Origin of the sequence: Myxococcus faecalis, assembly GCF_050039385.1 — a bacterium.
In the GTDB taxonomy this organism is placed as follows: Bacteria; Myxococcota; Myxococcia; order Myxococcales; family Myxococcaceae; genus Myxococcus; species Myxococcus fulvus.
Map to the genome: position 1 here is coordinate 8,874,609 of NZ_CP144336.1, position 15,816 is coordinate 8,890,424.

7 protein-coding genes are annotated in these 15,816 nt (G+C 68.4%); 4 read left to right on the top strand and 3 right to left on the bottom strand.

The genetic code is table 11. The features are described 5' to 3' along the window. The first annotated feature begins 97 nt into the window (after positions 1-97). The 4 genes from VZQ01_RS35915 to VZQ01_RS35930 all read left to right on the top strand — a co-directional run bounded on the left by VZQ01_RS35915 (position 98) and on the right by VZQ01_RS35930 (position 12,755). Positions 98-1,198: an ornithine cyclodeaminase family protein gene (locus tag VZQ01_RS35915; RefSeq protein ID WP_426745900.1), complete on the top strand. Its 1,101-nt coding sequence runs from the start codon at positions 98-100 to the stop codon at positions 1,196-1,198. After that, a complete protein-coding gene (locus tag VZQ01_RS35920) occupies positions 1,198-11,547 on the top strand; it encodes a non-ribosomal peptide synthetase (RefSeq protein WP_426745901.1) in 10,350 nt (3,449 codons plus the stop codon). Before VZQ01_RS35915 ends, VZQ01_RS35920 begins: the two co-directional genes overlap by 1 nt. A 133-nt stretch (positions 11,548-11,680) precedes the next feature. Next, positions 11,681-11,878: a lysine biosynthesis protein LysW gene (gene lysW / locus VZQ01_RS35925; protein ID WP_046714639.1), complete on the top strand. Its 198-nt coding sequence runs from the start codon at positions 11,681-11,683 to the stop codon at positions 11,876-11,878. A gap of 13 nt (positions 11,879-11,891) precedes the next feature. Further along, positions 11,892-12,755 carry a family 3 encapsulin nanocompartment shell protein gene (locus VZQ01_RS35930; protein ID WP_426745902.1) on the top strand — a complete coding sequence of 288 codons (864 nt, stop codon included), beginning with the start codon at positions 11,892-11,894 and terminating at the stop codon, positions 12,753-12,755. Positions 12,756-12,805: 50 nt separating this feature from the next. Here VZQ01_RS35930 and VZQ01_RS35935 read toward each other — a convergent pair whose 3' ends face one another. From VZQ01_RS35935 to VZQ01_RS35945, 3 genes are all read right to left on the bottom strand, one after another. Next, the gene (locus VZQ01_RS35935; RefSeq protein WP_141328624.1) at positions 12,806-13,774 is read right to left on the bottom strand and encodes an SAM-dependent methyltransferase; all 969 of its coding nucleotides are present in this window, start codon (positions 13,772-13,774) and stop codon (positions 12,806-12,808) included. A 724-nt stretch (positions 13,775-14,498) separates the two neighbouring features. Further along, on the bottom strand, positions 14,499-14,801 hold the full coding sequence (locus VZQ01_RS35940) for a hypothetical protein (protein ID WP_426745903.1): 303 nt from the start codon (positions 14,799-14,801) through the stop codon (positions 14,499-14,501). 87 nt (positions 14,802-14,888) lie between these two features. Continuing rightward, on the bottom strand, positions 14,889-15,716 hold the full coding sequence (locus VZQ01_RS35945) for a hypothetical protein (RefSeq protein WP_426745904.1): 828 nt from the start codon (positions 15,714-15,716) through the stop codon (positions 14,889-14,891). Between the last annotated feature and the right edge of the window lie 100 nt (positions 15,717-15,816).

The window sequence follows — 15,816 nt, forward strand, 5'->3', positions numbered from 1 at the left end:
TCTGGGTGCGTAAAGAGATGTCGGAATGTTTTGATTGTCTTCTCAGGTGACACGGATTGATGCAGAGTGCGCGCATCTCCAGGCTGAGGGAGCGCCCGTGAAGACACTCCTCGTCACCCAGGCGGACCTGCGCAGGCTCGTGCACGAAGTGGGAATCGATGTCCTGATGGACCGGGTCATCGAGTCGGTGGAGACGGCTTTCCGAACGTTCGACCTCGCGCGCACGGAGCTGCGGCAGCGCGAGGGCTTCACGCTGCGCAACGCCCGGACAGGCGTGCTCGAGTGGATGCCGGTGATGCGGCAGGGTGAATCCATCACCATCAAAGTTGTCGGCTACAACCCGATGAATCCCAGACACTATGGGGTTCCCACCATCATCGCGACGAACAGTGTCTATGACTGTGCAACGGGCCACCTGACGGCGCTGGTGGACGGGGTGCTGGCGACGGCGCTGCGCACGGGGGCGGCGTCCGCCATCGCCAGCCGGCACCTGGCACATCCGGAGAGCCGGGTGGTGGGGCTGGTCGGCGCCGGCGCCCAGGCGGTGACCCAGCTGCATGCACTGTCGCGGTTGTTTTCCATTGAGAGGGTGCTTGTCTTTGACGTGGACCCGGTGGCGCAGCGCTCGTTCGCGGGGCGGGCGGCGTTCCTGGGATTGGATGTCCGCGCGGCGCCGTTGGAGACGGTGGAGGCGGAGGCGGACATCGTGTGCACGGTGACGTCGGTGGGCGTGGGAGAGGGGCCGGTGTTGGAGGACGGGTGGCTCAAGCCGTGGGTGCACGTCAACGCGGTGGGCTCGGACCTGCCGGGGAAGCTGGAGCTGCCGCGCTCGCTGCTCGAGCGCAGCCTGGTGTGTCCGGACTTCCTGCCGCAGGCGCTGGTGGAAGGAGAGTGTCAGCAGCTGCGGCCCGAGCAGATTGGCCCGGGCATCATCGAGGTCGTCCAGCATCCCGAGCGCTTCGGGGAGTGGCGGGAGCGGTCCACGGTGTTCGACTCCACGGGGTTCTCGTTGGAGGACGAGGCGGTGACGGGCGTGCTCATCGAGCTGGCGCGACGCCACGGCTTGGGGCTGGACGTGGAGCTGGAGTGCCTGGCCGGTGACGCGATGAATCCGTACGACCTGCTCTTGCCGGAGCCTCAGGGGCAGCCCGGGCAGGGGGCGCCAGAGGGGCCTCGGCCCACGATTCGAGTGGCGTGATGACGCGGAGCGCGCCGTCCATCGCCACGAAGCCGGAGCGGACGAGCCGTCGGCCTCCGCTGACGCACCAGCCGCATGGCGGCGTGGCGGAGCAGTCCTTCGCGCAGCAGCGGCTGTGGTTCCTCTCGCAGCTCGACGCGGGCGGAACGTCCTACAACGCGCCCTTCGCGGTGCGGCTCACGGGCCGGCTGGACGTGGGAGCGCTGGAGGGCGCGCTGCGTGACGTGGTGCGAAGGCACGAGTCACTGAGGACGACCTTCGGCGAGGTGGATGGGAAGCCGGTGCAGCGGATCCACGACGAGGTGGAGCTGTGGCTGGAGGTGGAGGAGGTGGCGGCCGCGGACGTGCTTCCAAGGGTGGAGGAGGAGGCCCGGCGTCCGTTCGACCTGGAGCGAGGGCCGCTGCTGAGGGCGAAGGTGTTGAGGGTGGGGGAAGAGGAGCACGTGCTGGTGTGGGTGGTGCATCACATCGTGTTCGATGGGTGGTCGGTGGGGTTGCTGGAGAAGGAGGTGGGAGAGGGGTACGGGGCGAGGGTGAGGGGTGAGGCGGTGGAGGCCGCGCGACTGGAGGTGCAGTACGCGGACTACGCGAGATGGCAGCGGGAGTGGCTGAAGGGGGAGGTGCTGGAGAAGCAGCTGGGGTGGTGGAAGGAGCAGCTGGCGGGAGCGCCGCTGGTGTTGGAGCTGCCCACCGACAGACCGCGTCCCGCCGTGCAGACCTATCCGGGCGCCCTGAAGTGGATGCCGCCCCTGCCGGCCCTGGAAGAGAGGCTGCGGGAGCTGAGCCGGAAGGAAGGGGTGACGCTGTACATGACGCTGCTGGCGGCGTTCCAGGTGCTGCTGGCGCGTCACAGCGGGCAGCGGGACATCGTCGTGGGCTCGCCCTTCGCGGGGCGCGGGCAGCGTGAGCTGGAGGGCGTGGTCGGGTTCTTCGCCAACATGCTGGCCCTGAGGGCCCAGGTCGAGGACGTCCCGTTCCAGAAGCTGCTGCGTCAGGTCCGCAAGACGTGCCTGGAGGCCTTCGCAAGGCAGGACGTGCCCCTCGAACAGCTGGTCGAGGCGCTGCAGCTGGAGCGGGACCCGAGCCGCTCGCCGCTCTTCCAGGTGGCCTTCGTGCTCCAGGGAGAGCCGTCCGCGGCGCTCAGCCTGCCGGGGCTCGTCGCGACGGACGTCCCGCTGGAGCCGGGCGTCTCCAAGTTCGACCTCACGCTGTTCGCGCGCGAGACGAGCCGCGGGCTGGTGACGTACTGGGAGTACAACACGGACCTCTTCGACGAGGAGACGGTGACGCGACTGGCGGAGCGCTACGTCGCGTTGCTGGAGGCGGTGGTGGAGCGCCCCTCGTCGAGCGTCTTCGAGCTCCCGCTCGTGAGCGCGGCCGAGCGTGGGCTGCTCCTGACGGAGTGGAACGCGACGCGGACGGAGTATCCGCGCGACGCGAGCATCCCCGCGCTGTTCGAGGCACAGGTGTCCCGCACTCCGGACGCCGTCGCGGTGGAGTTCGAGGGCGAGCGCCTGACGTACGCGGAGCTGAACCGGCGCGCCAATCAGCTCGCGCACCACCTGTGTCGACTGGGGATCGAGCCCGGGAGTCGGGTGGGGCTCTTCGCGCGACGCTCGTTGGAGATGGTGGTGGCGACGCTCGGCATCCTCAAGGCCGGGGCCGCGTACGTTCCATTGGACCCGTCGTATCCGGACGAGCGGCTGTCCTTCATGTGTGAGGACTCGGAGCTCGCGGCCTTGCTGGCACCGGACGCGGCCTGTCCGTGGCTCGTCTCGGGTCCGGTGAAGCTCGTTCCCTTGGAGCCCTCGGGGGCGGCGTTCGCTCACGAGCCCGAGGTCGACCTGGCGTTGCCCTTGCCGCCGGAGTCGCTCGCCTACGTCATGTACACCTCCGGCTCGACGGGGCGGCCGAAGGGCGTCTGCGTTCCGCACCGCGCGGTGGTGAGGTTGGTGAAGGGGAGCCGCTTCGCGGAGCTGGGACCGGAGGAGGTCTTCCTCCAGCTCGCGCCCATCTCGTTCGATGCCGCGACGCTGGAGCTGTGGGGGCCGCTGCTCAATGGCGCGAGGCTGGTGGTCTTCGCGCCGAGGACACCCTCGGTGGAGGAGCTGGAGGCGGGGCTGGCGCGAAGTGGCGTCACCACGCTGTGGCTGACCTCCGCGCTGTTCGAGCAGGTGATGGCCACGCGTCCCGAGGCGCTGTCCGGGGTGCGTCAGCTCCTCACGGGCGGCGACGTGGTGTCGCCCTCCGCCGTTCGCGCGCGTCTGGCGCGAGGGGGAGTCGTCATCAACGGGTATGGGCCCACGGAGAACACCACGTTCACCACGTGCCATCCGTTGACGGCGGGCTCGCGGGTGGACGGCGCCGTGCCGATTGGTCGACCCATCTCGAACACCCAGGTCCATGTGGTGGACGCGGCGATGTCGCTCGTCCCCGTGGGTGTCTGGGGCGAGCTGTATACGGGCGGCGATGGGCTGGCGTGGGGATACCTCCGTCGTCCGGAGCTGACCGCCGAGCGGTTCGTCCCGAATCCGTTCAGCGCGGAGCCCGGGGCGCGGCTGTACCGCACGGGAGACCGGGCGCGGTGGCGGCGGGATGGGACGCTCGAGTTCGCGGGGCGGTTGGACGGACAGGTGAAGCTGCGCGGCTTCCGCATCGAGTCGGGCGAGGTGGAGGCCGTGCTCGCGAGCCACCCGGACGTGCGCGAGGTGGCGGTGGTGGCGCGCGAGGATGGCCCCGGAGGACGGTGGCTCGTCGCGTACTGTGTTCCCTCGGAGGGGGCGCTCCCGAAGTCCCAGGAGCTGCGCGCGTGGGTGCGTGCGCGGCTGCCCGAGTACATGGTGCCCTCGGCCATCGTCATGTTGCCGGGCCTGCCGCTCACGCCGAACGGGAAGCTCGACCGGAGGGCGCTGCCTTCCCCCGGGGTCGAGGGCTCGCGGCGTGAGTACGTGGCGCCTCGCACGGCGATGGAGCAGGTGGTGGCGGAGGTCCTGGCCCCGCTGCTGGGCCTGGCGCGGATGGGCGTGGAGGACGACTTCTTCGAGCTGGGCGGACACTCGTTACTGGCCACGAGGGCCATGTCGCGGCTGCGCGAAGTGGTGGGACGTGAGCTGCCCGTGCGCGTCCTGTTCGAGTCTTCGACGGTGTCCCGGCTCGCGGAGCGGTTGGAGGAGGACCACGAAGCCCAGCGCAGTCCCCTCACGCACCAGCCGCACGGTGGCGTGGTGCCGCAGTCCTTCGCGCAGCAGCGACTGTGGCTCACGTCACAGCTCGACACGGGAGGCATCTCCTACAACGTCCCGTTCGCCCGACGACTCACAGGCCGGCTGGATGTGAGGGCGTTGGAGGGGGCGTTCCGTGACGTGGTGCGAAGGCACGAGTCCCTGAGGACGACCTTCGGTGAGGTGGACGGGAAGCCGGTGCAGCGGATCCACGAGGACGTGGAGCTGTCGCTGACGGTGGAGTCGGTGTCCGCGGCGGAGGTGCTGCCGAAGGTGGAGGAGGAGGCTCGGCGACCGTTCGACCTGGAGCGAGGGCCGCTGCTGAGGGCGAAGGTGCTGAGGGTGGGGGATGAAGAGCACGTGCTGGTGTGGGTGGTGCATCACATCGTGTTCGACGGGTGGTCGGTGGGGTTGCTGGAGAAGGAGGTGGGAGAGGGGTACGGGGCGAGGGTGAGAGGGGAGGCGGTGGAGGCCGCGAGACTGGAGGTGCAGTACGCGGACTACGCGAGATGGCAGCGGGAGTGGCTGAAGGGGGAGGTGCTGGAGAAGCAGCTGGGGTGGTGGAAGGAGCAGCTGGCGGGAGCGCCGCCGGTGTTGGAGCTGCCCACCGACAGGCCGCGTCCCGCGGTGCGCACCTATCGCGGTGCACTCAAGCGCGTGACGCTCTCGCACGGTCTGGAAGAGAGGCTGCGGGAGCTGAGCCGGAAGGAAGGGGTGACGCTGTACATGACGCTGCTGGCGGCGTTCCAGGTGCTGCTGGGGCGCTACAGCGGGCAGGGCGACGTGGTGGTGGGGACGCCGATATCGGGGAGGAACTGGAGGCAGGTGGAGGAGCTGGTCGGCTTCTTCGTGAACACGTTGGTGGTGAGGGTGGAGACGGGAGGTGCGAGCTTCAGGGAGCTGCTGGGGAGGGTGAGGGGGGGGTGCCTGGGGGCGTTCGCGCACCAGGACGTGCCCTTCGAGCAGTTGGTGGACGCGCTGCAGCCGAGCCGGGATTTGAGCCGCTCACCGCTCTTCCAGGTCATGTTCGTCATGCCCGGCCAGCTGGCGCCCCTGGCGCTCGAAGGAGTCACGTCGGAGGAGCTCGACTTCGAGCCGGGCGTGTCGAAGTTCGACCTCACGCTGTTCGCGTGGGAGACGCCGCGCGGGCTGGTGACGTTCTGGGAATACAACACGGACCTGTTCGACGAAGAGACGGTGTCGCGGATGGCGGGCCACTACGGACGCTTGCTCGACGCGGTGGTGGCGTCCTCGGAGCAGCCCATCTCCTCGCTCCCGTTGCTCGATGCGACGGAGCGTCGGCACCTGCTGGTGGAGTGGGGCGCGCGTCGCGACGCGACCTATGTGCCGGGCCTGATGCACCAATGGGTGGAGGCCCAGGTGGCGCGGACGCCTCACGCGGAGGCGGTGACGGACGGGACGCGCTCGCTGACGTACGCGGAGCTGGACGCCCGCGCGAACCAGCTCGCGAATCACCTGGTGGCGTTGGGGGTGCCGCCCAACGGCTCGGTGGGGCTGTGCCTGGACCGGAGCAGCCTCGAGATGCCCGTGGCGGTGCTGGCCACCCTCAAGGCCGGAGCGGCCTTCCTGCCCCTGGACCCGACGTGGCCCACCGAGCGACTGCGGCTGATGTTGGAGGACACGGAGGCGCCGGTGGTGGTGGCGCAGGCGCACCTGGCCTCCGCGCTGCCCTCGGGGACGTCGGCGCGCGTGCTGCGCCTGGAGGACGAGGCCGCCGCCATCTCGCGCCGCCCCACGAGTGCGCCTTGCGTGGACCTCTCCGTGGAGACGAACTGCTACTTCGTCTACACGTCCGGGAGCACGGGGCGACCGAAGGGCATCGTCATGTCCCACCGCGCGGTGGGCAACATGCTCTGGTGGTTGCTGAAGCGGACGGTGAAGCCGGACGCGACGACGCTCCAGTTCGCCTCGCTCAACTTCGACGTCTCCTTCCAGGAGATGTTCGGCACCTGGTGTCTGGGTGGCCGCGTCCTGCTCATCACCCCGGCGCTGCGACAGGACCCTGGCGCGATGCTCCGGTACATGGTGCGTCACCAGGTCGAGCGGCTCTACCTCCCCTTCGTCGCGCTCCAGGCGGTCTGCGACGCCGCTGCGTCCGAGGAGGTGCTGCCTCCCTTGACGGAGGTGGTGACGGCGGGAGAGCAGCTCCAGGTGACGCCCGCGCTCGTGGCCTTCTTCGAGCGGCTCCCGGGATGCGTGCTGGAGAACCAGTACGGGCCCTCGGAGGCGCATGTCGTCACCGCGTGGCGGGCCTCGGGACCTCCTTCCTCGTGGCCCGCGCTTCCGCCGGTGGGCGTGCCCATCACCAACGTGCGCCTGTACGTGTTGGACGCGAACGGCGAGCCCTGCCCCATCGGTGTCCCGGGTGAAGTGGGCGTCGCGGGCGCGAGTCTGGCGCACGGCTACCATGGCCGCCCCGATTTGACCGCGGACCGGTTCCTCCCGGACACGCTCGAGGGCACGTCGGGTGAGCGCTACTACCGCACGGGAGACCGGGCGCGGTGGATGGCGGACGGGAACCTGGAGTTCCTCGGGCGCCTGGATGGACAGGTGAAGCTGCGGGGCTTCCGCATCGAGCTGGGCGAGGTGGAGGTGGTGCTGCGAGCCCTGCCCGGTGTGCGGGACGCGGTGGCGGTGGTGCGCGAGGACGTGCCGGGAGACCGGCGCCTGGTGGGCTACGTCGTGTTCCAGGACGGACACACGCTGACCCCGGCGGAGCTGCGCGCGCACCTGCAGGCGAAGGTGCCCGAGTACATGGTGCCCTCTGCCTTCGTCGCGCTCCCCGCGTTGCCGATTGCCCCGACGGGGAAGGTGGACCGCAAGGCGTTGCCGGTGCCGCGCGTGGAGGAGTCACGCGGTGGCGACGTGGCGCCACGCACGGCGATGGAGCGGGTCGTCGCGGAGGTGTTCGGTCCGCTGCTCGGCTTGGAGCGCGTGGGCGTGGAGGCACACTTCTTCGAGCTGGGTGGGCACTCGCTGCTCGCGACCCAGGCGGTGTCCCGCTTGAAGGACGTGGTGGGGCGAGACCTCCCCGTCCGTGTGCTCTTCGAATCGCCCACGGTGGCGCAGCTCGCCGAGCACCTGGAGGATGTCCTCGAGGAAGCGAGGGGTGCACCTCCGCCCGCGCTGACCTGGAGACCGCACAACGGCGTGGTGGAGCAGTCCTTCGCGCAGCAGCGACTGTGGTTCCTCTCGCAGCTCGATGCGGAGGGCTTCTCGTACAACATGCCCTTCGCGGTGCGGCTCTCGGGTCGGCTGGACGTGGGCGCGCTGGAGGGCGCGTTCCGTGACGTGGTGAGAAGGCACGAGTCCTTGCGGACGACCTTCGGTGAGGTGGACGGGAAACCGGTGCAGCGAATCCACGAGGACGTGGAGCTGTCGCTGAAGGTGGAGCCCGTGGCCGCGGCGGAAGTGCTGGAAAGGGTGGAGGAGGAAGCCCAGCGCCCGTTCGACCTGGAGAGAGGGCCGCTGCTGAGGGCGAAGGTGTTGAAGGTGGGGGATGAAGAACACGTGCTGGTGTGGGTGGTGCATCACATCGTGTTCGACGGGTGGTCGGTGGGGCTGCTGGAGAAGGAGCTGGGAGAGGGGTACGGGGCGAGGGTGCGAGGGGAGTCGGTGGAGCGCACACCGTTGGACGTGCGGTACGCGGACTACGCGAGATGGCAGCGGGAGTGGCTGAAGGGGGAGGTGCTGGAGAAGCAGCTGGGGTGGTGGAAGGCGCAGCTGGCGGGAGCGCCGCCGGTGTTGGAGCTGCCCACCGACAAGCCGCGTCCCGCGGTGCAGTCCTTCAACGGAGCGCACCTGTCGCTCCGGATTCCTCCCGAGCTGGCGGGCGCGCTGCGGGAGCTGAGCCGGAAGGAAGGGGTGACGCTGTACATGACGCTGCTGGCGGCGTTCCAGGTGCTGCTGGGGCGCTACAGCGGGCAGGGCGACGTGGTGGTGGGGACGCCGATATCGGGGAGGAACTGGAGGCAGGTGGAGGAGCTGGTCGGCTTCTTCGTGAACACGTTGGTGGTGAGGGTGGAGACGGGAGGTGCGAGCTTCAGGGAGTTGCTGAGGAGGGTGAGGAAGGCGTGTCTGGGGGCGTTCGCGCACCAGGACCTGCCCTTCGAGCAGGTGGTGGACGCGCTGCAGCCGAGCCGGGATTTGAGCCGCTCACCGCTCTTCCAGGTCATGTTCGTCATGCCGGGCCCCACGGTGCCGGTGTCGCTCCAGGGGCTCGGCGTCGAGAGCCTCGCCTTCGAGCCGGGCATGTCGAAGTTCGACCTCACGCTGTTCGTCCAGGAACAGCCCCAGTCGCTGGTGACGTCCTGGGAATACAACACGGACCTGTTCGACGAGGAGACGGTGTCGCGGATGGCGGGGCACTACCTCCGGTTGCTCCAGTCCGCGCTCGCCCAGCCCGCGCAGGACGTGGCGACGCTGCCGCTGCTCGCCGAGTCCGAGCGGCACCGGCTGCTGGTGGAGTGGAACGCCACCGAGGCGCCACTTGCCTCCGTGAGCCGGGTGAACGCGCTCTTCGAGGAGCAGGCCGAGTGCACTCCCGACGCGGTGGCGGTCCGCTTCGGGGAGCACGTGCTCACCTACGGCGAGCTGAACCAGCGCGCGAATCGACTGGCGAGACTCCTTCGCAGGGAAGGCGTGGGCCCCGATGTGCCGGTGGGGCTGTGCGTCCGTCGCTCCCTGGACCTCGCGGTCGGTGTGCTCGCCATCCTCAAGGCGGGTGGCGCCTACGTCCCGTTGGACCCGTCCTATCCGCGCGAGCGACTGGCGTGGATGCTCCGCTTCTCCAGGGCGCCGTGGTTGCTCACGCAGTCCTCCCTCGCCGACCTCGTGCCGGACGGGGCGGCACAGAGGCTGCTGCTCGACACGGAGGCGGCGCGCTTCGAGGACGAGGACCCGGAGGACCTCCCGCCACTGGCGGGGCCGGAGTCGCTCGCCTATGTCATCTACACCTCGGGTTCGACGGGAGACCCGAAGGGCGTGGCCATGCCCCATGGGCCCCTGCTCAACCTGGTGCAGTGGCAGCTCGGCGCCTCGCGCCTGCCACAGGGGCGCACGCTCCAGTTCTCCGCGCTGAGCTTCGACGTCTGCTTCCAGGAGCTGTTCTCCACCTGGGCGGCCGGCGGGGAGCTGGTGCTCATCCCCGAGGAGCTGCGGCTGGACGCACGTGCCCTGCTGGAGCACCTGGAGCAGCACGGCGTCGAGCGGCTGTTCCTCCCCTTCGTCGCGCTCCAGAACCTCGCCGAGGTGGCGGACCGGGACGGGCTGGCGCCGGGTCGACTGCGCGAAATCATCACGGCCGGAGAGCAGCTCCGAGTGACACCCGCGCTGCGGCGCTTCATCGGCCGCCTGCCGGGCTGCGTGTTGCACAACCACTACGGGCCCACGGAGTCCCACGTGGTGACGGCCCACACGTTGGAGGGCGACCCCGCGTCCTGGCCGGACCTGCCGCCCATCGGTCGTCCCATCTCGAATGCGCGTGTGCACGTGCTCGATGCGCGAGGCACTCCGGTTCCTCCGGGTGTCCCCGGCGAGCTGTATCTCGGCGGCGCGGCGCTGGCGCGCGGCTACCTCCACCGTCCGGACCTGACGATGGAGCGCTTCGTCGCGGACCCGGTGGGCCTTGCTCCAGGCTCACGGGTGTACCGGACGGGAGACTTCGCGCGCTACCTCTCCGACGGCACCCTCGAGTTCCTCGGCCGACGCGACGCACAGGTGAAGGTGCGCGGCTACCGCATCGAGCTCGCGGAGGTGGAAGCCGCGCTCGCACACCATCCCTCGGTGAAGGACTGCGTGGTGGAGGCGCGCGCGGATGGCTCGGGGCTGTCGCGGCTGGTGGCCTATGTCGTGGGCACGGACGGCGCGGAGCCCGAGTCGAGAGCCCTGCGCGCCTTCCTCCAGGAGCGGCTGCCGGACCACATGGTTCCAGGCCACTTCGTGATGTTGGACTCGCTGCCCCTGTCTCCCAGCGGCAAGGTGAATCGCCGGGCCTTGCCCACGCCGGACGCGGACGTCACCCGACGGGACACGGCGCCCCGGGTTCCTCCGAGGACCTCACTGGAGCTCCAGCTCGTCCGGGCCTGGGAGGAGACGCTCGGCGTGCACCCGGTGGGCATCCGCGATGACTTCTTCGAGCTGGGTGGCCATTCGTTGCTGGCCATGCGCCTGCTCGCGCGGATTCGTGAGCTCACGGGCCGAGCCCTCCCCGTGGCCGCGCTCTTCCAGGGCGCGACGGTGGAGCGCATCGCGGCCCTGGTATCGAGTCGCGCGCCCGCGGCCAGCTCGCCCCTGGTCCAACTGCGCGGCGGGACGAAGCGCCCCTTCTTCTGCGTCCATCCCGTGGGCGGCACCGTGCTCGCGTACGCGGAGCTCGCGCACCTGCTGGGCGCGGACCAGCCCTTCTTCGGCCTCCAGGCGCCCGGCCTCGATGGGGAGACCGCGCCGCTCGACAGCGTGGAGGCCCTGGCGGAGCGCTACCTGCACGCGATTCGCGCGGTGCAGCCACAGGGCCCCTACCTGCTCGGGGGCTGGTCCCTGGGCGGGACGCTCGCGTTCGAGATGGCCCAGCAGCTCCAGGCGCGCGGAGAGTCGGTGGACCTGCTGGTGCTCATCGACACCTATGCGCGGGCCCACGCGGAAGGAGCGGTGGACCCGTCCTGGCTCGAACCCGCGCGGTTGGGCGCGCTCTTCTTCCGGGACGTGCTGCGCTCGGCGGGAGCCTGGCTGCCGTGCTCGGAAGACGTCCTCGCGAGCCTTGCCCCCGAGGAGTCGCTGGGCGTGCTGGAGGACGCGGCGCGCCGCGCCTCGGCGCTCCCTGAAACAGGGCTCGTCGCCCTGCGCGCCGTGTTCGAGTCCAACCTCCGCGCGGCCTGGCGCTACGTGCCCAGGCCCTACCCGGGAGCGCTGGTCTCCATCGAATCCGCCGAGTCACCTCGTGCGCACGAATGGGAGCTGCTCGCCAGGGGAGGCGCGGTCGTCCACACGCTGCCCGGTGACCACTACGCGTTGCTGCGCGCCCCGGGAGTTCACACCCTCGTCACGCTCCTGCGTGACGCGCTGGAACGTTCCCACGCCCGCACACTCCCTCGGAGTGTGTCCGCGTGAGCACGTCGATACGCCGTGCCGAAATACCTGAGAAATGTGGCCTTGCTGCACTCACTTGTGTTTCAGGGCTTGTCTTGACGACTGGAATGAAGACTCACACACTGCGCCGATTCAGCAAAAGAGGAGCAAGGGCATGCATGCACTGACGAAGCAGTCGGAATCGACCGGGCAGGCCCGCTGTCCCACGTGTTCGGAGCCCATCGAGGCCGAGGGCCGCGTGCAGGGCGAGGTGTTGACGTGCTCGGGCTGTGACGGAGAGCTCGAGGTGGTCGGCCTCAATCCGCTCCGGCTCGAGGAAGCGCCCGAAGTCGAGGAGGACTGGGGCGAGTAGGCCCGGGGGCGCCATGAGCACGAACGAATCCCCGGAGCAGCCGCTCCTCTCACCCGGAAGGGCCTTCGCCCAGGCCGTCGCCACGCAGGGCGCGAAGGCCTCGGTGGAGTTCTCGCACACCATCACGGAGGCCTTCCCGGGCTTCAAGCGGCGCCCGCGCATCGCGGTGCGCGGCCTGTTCAAGGTGGTGAAGGCCGAGGGCGGCAAGGTGAAGTACTGGCACGAGACGCCGCCCCAGTCGCCGCCCACCGTGCAGGTGGAAGACGTGGGCCTGCGCCCCGAGGCCGCGTTCGAGTTCCATACGGACCTCGCGACGCTCAAGCCCACCACGGCGTGGATCCAGGTCCCGCCCGCGCTCCTGGACGACCCGGAGACGCTGGCGACGTTCATCGACTTCCGGCTGCTCGTGCGGCTGTGCACCGCGGAGAACCAGGCGCTCGCCAGAGGGCGGGGAGGGGACCGCGTGCGGGGCCTGCTGGAGACGCCGGGAATCGCTCGGCTGCCGGCGCGCTCGGACCCCGTGTCCTCGCTGCTGGCGGCGTGTGACAGGGTGGAGCAGATGGGCGGCAGCGCGGACGGCATCCTCGTCAACCCGGCGGACTACTACCGCTACTTCGTGGGCAAGGGCGGGCTGTTGTCGGACCTGACGAGCATGGGCGTGCGCATCGCCCGCGCGCGCATGGTGGACCCCGGGCAGGTCATCGTCGGGGACTTCACCGCGGCGGCCACCATCTTCGACAGCGGCCGCTCCTCCATCCGCTTCGCCACGCCGCCTCCCGGCATCTTCCCGCGCGACGGCCTGGCCGTCTGCGGAGAGATTCACGAGGCGCTCGTCGTCCACCTGCCGACGCACTTCTACGTCGCCTCGCTCGCCTGAGCCGGGGTGCCCGCCCGGAAGTCCTCCAGCGACTTCCGGGCGAGTGGGCGTCAGGGCTTCTCGGCGCTGACCACCGCGTACTCGTCGCAGTTGAACAGCGTCAGCCACTGGAGCTGCTCGAACTCCATCTGGCGGGCGCGCCGCACGTCCTCGCGCACCTTCGCCACGGTGACGCTGCCGGGCTGACGCTCCGCGGCCGTCATGCCCCGGAGCGCGGCCAGCGCGGTGTTGACGGCCGGGTAGACGTCCGACGCGATGGACTCCAGCTTCCCCTGGTGGAAGCCGGCCGCGTTCAGCTCCGTGAGATAGCGCTGCGTCGTCCAGACGTTGGCCTCCGGAAACGCAATCCGTCCGCGCCAGTACCGGTGCCGCAGCCGTCGGCGCAGGCCCGCGCCGGACTCGCGGTCCGTCTTCTGACACATGTCCGCCATCACCAGGCGCCCGCCGGGCCTGAGCACCCGGAAGGCCTCACGCAGGAAGTCGCCGCGCGTGCGGAAGTGCATCGCGGACTCCAGCGCGAAGACGACGTCGAACTCGCCGTCACCGAAGGGAATCTGGGTGGCCGAGCCCACCTCCAGCCTCACCCGGTCCTCCAGCCCCGTCAGCTTCACGCGCTCCTTGCCCACGCGGACCTGATTGGGGGTGACATTGATGCCCACGATTCGGGCGGGGCGGTACTCCTCCGCCCAGAGGATGTCCTGGTCGGCGTAGCCGAACCCGCAGTCGAGCACCACGTCCCGCTCGCCCAGTCGCGCCGTGCGCGCGAGCAGGTGGGCCATCTGCGCTTGTGCGGCTTTGAACAAATCCCCGACGCGCTCGCAGTTCGTCTCGTCCACGCGCTCCACGTCACGCCAGTAGCCCAGGTTGATCCAGAAGGGCTCCCGCCCCGTGACGACGCGAATCTCTTGCGGTCTGGGCAGGCCTGCCACCCATGCACCCGTCTCGTTCGAATAGAAACGCTCGGGGTCCGCCAGCACCGCGCTCTTGAGCTGCCTTGCGACCTGCATGACGTCGAACATCGCGAGCCTCCTTCGTGGCGGTCCTCTCATTATGACCTGGAATGCACGAATTGAGGAGCTGTCCTGGGGCGCCACCCCTCAATGTCAGGCGTGGGGACAGGTCCGCGGAGGTGGGAGGCATTGCGTCGGAGGGGGGCTTTGCGGGTCGCCGGGCATGGCACTGTGTGCGCAGGCTGGGCCCAACTCGAAGATGAGGCTGCCGTAGAGCAGGTGGACGGGCCGGAGGAACAGGATGTTGAGGAAGCCCTGTCCATGCACGCTGAGGGCGGGCGCGCCGAAGTTTGCGTCCTATCCGGGGGAGGAGTGCCGCCTCCGCAATCAAGGTCCAGGGGGAGGGGGGAATTCCATAGGAGTGCTAGCATTACCTGCCTCGATGAAGTTGGTGGAGAAGTCGTTCGAGGTCTTGTTAAGAGTCGGCGCTCCTTTGACGGCGGCACAGTCTTCTTGTCATCGGGGCGTTGATTGGCGTGGGAGCAGTCTTCCTGCCCATCGAAGTAGTGGCCCACGACGAGATTGACGAAGGTCATCGCGAAGCGTCTAGGGTGCCCACGTTCGCCAATCCACAGCCTCCACAGGTGCGCGGTCTGGAGCGTTAGCCTGGGCATGAAGGACACAGGCCTGGCAGGACTGGATTCCTTGTCAGGATGGGGTTCCGTGCATAGCGAGGGTATGCACGGAGTTTTGGCGAAGCATCCAGGAATGAAGATGATTAGCGATGCTGGATCTACGCAGCGAACGATTTGTAGTCCGCGCGGTCTCCCCAGACCGCCCAGTCTGAGACGATGCCGCAAAGGATCGATGTCAGGTTGAGACCATTGTTCCTGAACGTGTCCATGACCGCGTCTCTCAGGTCTGCAGCACCCCAGTGGTCAGGGATGAATCCCATGACGGTCGTGTTGGGGAGAAGGATGCCCATGTTGGGCGACACGACTTGGAAATTCGCGTTTCCCAAGATGTCGTAGGCGATCTTATAGTCGTTGCTAGTCTGAGACTTCAGGTCGAACGTAATGACTGCTTTCCGTGGCATGGTGTTCCTCGTTTGTGAGTGGGGCTGCTGAGATTTTGTCTGTGGTGTGATGAACGGAGGACTGGAGTGAATCTGTTGCTATGAGAGCTAGTATCGAGCTGCGTGTTCACCGACGAGAGCGCCCTTCGTCATCTTGACTTGGAGGTACTGGTCCTTGCGGTGTTCGAACGCCCCCTTCAGACTGCGGTGAATCTCCTGGGCGACATCTTGTGGATTGTAGTCACCGTCGGCTCTGCCTTGGATCGTGAGGACGTGGTTCGCGTACTGGAGTGCTCCCTCGGGATATTTCTTCTTGATGAAGTCTCGCGTGATGGCCTCGTCTTTCTGAAAGCTCTCCTGTGAGCGTATGCCGTATTTCAGAGCGAGTTCGTCATCTGGCACGATGGCGCGAGCGAGTTTGTTCTTGATGTCGACTTCGAAGAATAGACCCCATTCGTCATTTTTGGGCCTGGTCCAGGTGAAGCTGACCAGGAATATGTTGCTGGTGACTTCTTTGGCCGTCCATCCCTTGACGTTGATCTCGCCTCGCTGTTCGCTGAGGCGCGCTTGAATCATGCTGTCGAGCCGATCGGCGTCTGAACCATTCAGATAGCGAGTCAGCATGGATGCAAAGTCCTCGACACCGGTTTGTAGACTTTGCTTGGCCAAGGAGATGGCCAACTCCCCGCCAGTCAGCGGCATGGGGCGAACCCTGTGGTAACCGATGCTGATCGCGCCGAGCGCGACAATGGCGATGACTATGGAGTTGATGGAAGTTTTCGCGGCGGAGATACCAACGGATTTGATTCCCTCGGACATAGGCGCCCCTTGCAGGTCTCTGGTGACGACGGCGAATACGGTACAGTCAAGCTCAGGAGAGTTGGATTCCCTCCCGGGGGTATTGCTATTTGCCTTGTCCTCTGGCAGGGCGCGCACGCCTTGCCTCGCCCCCGAGGCAAGCCGCTGAACAGCGCAGTGTCGTAATTGAGACGCGAGCCCCTCCGCGCCTGTTCAGCACGGCGGCGCATGGTGCATT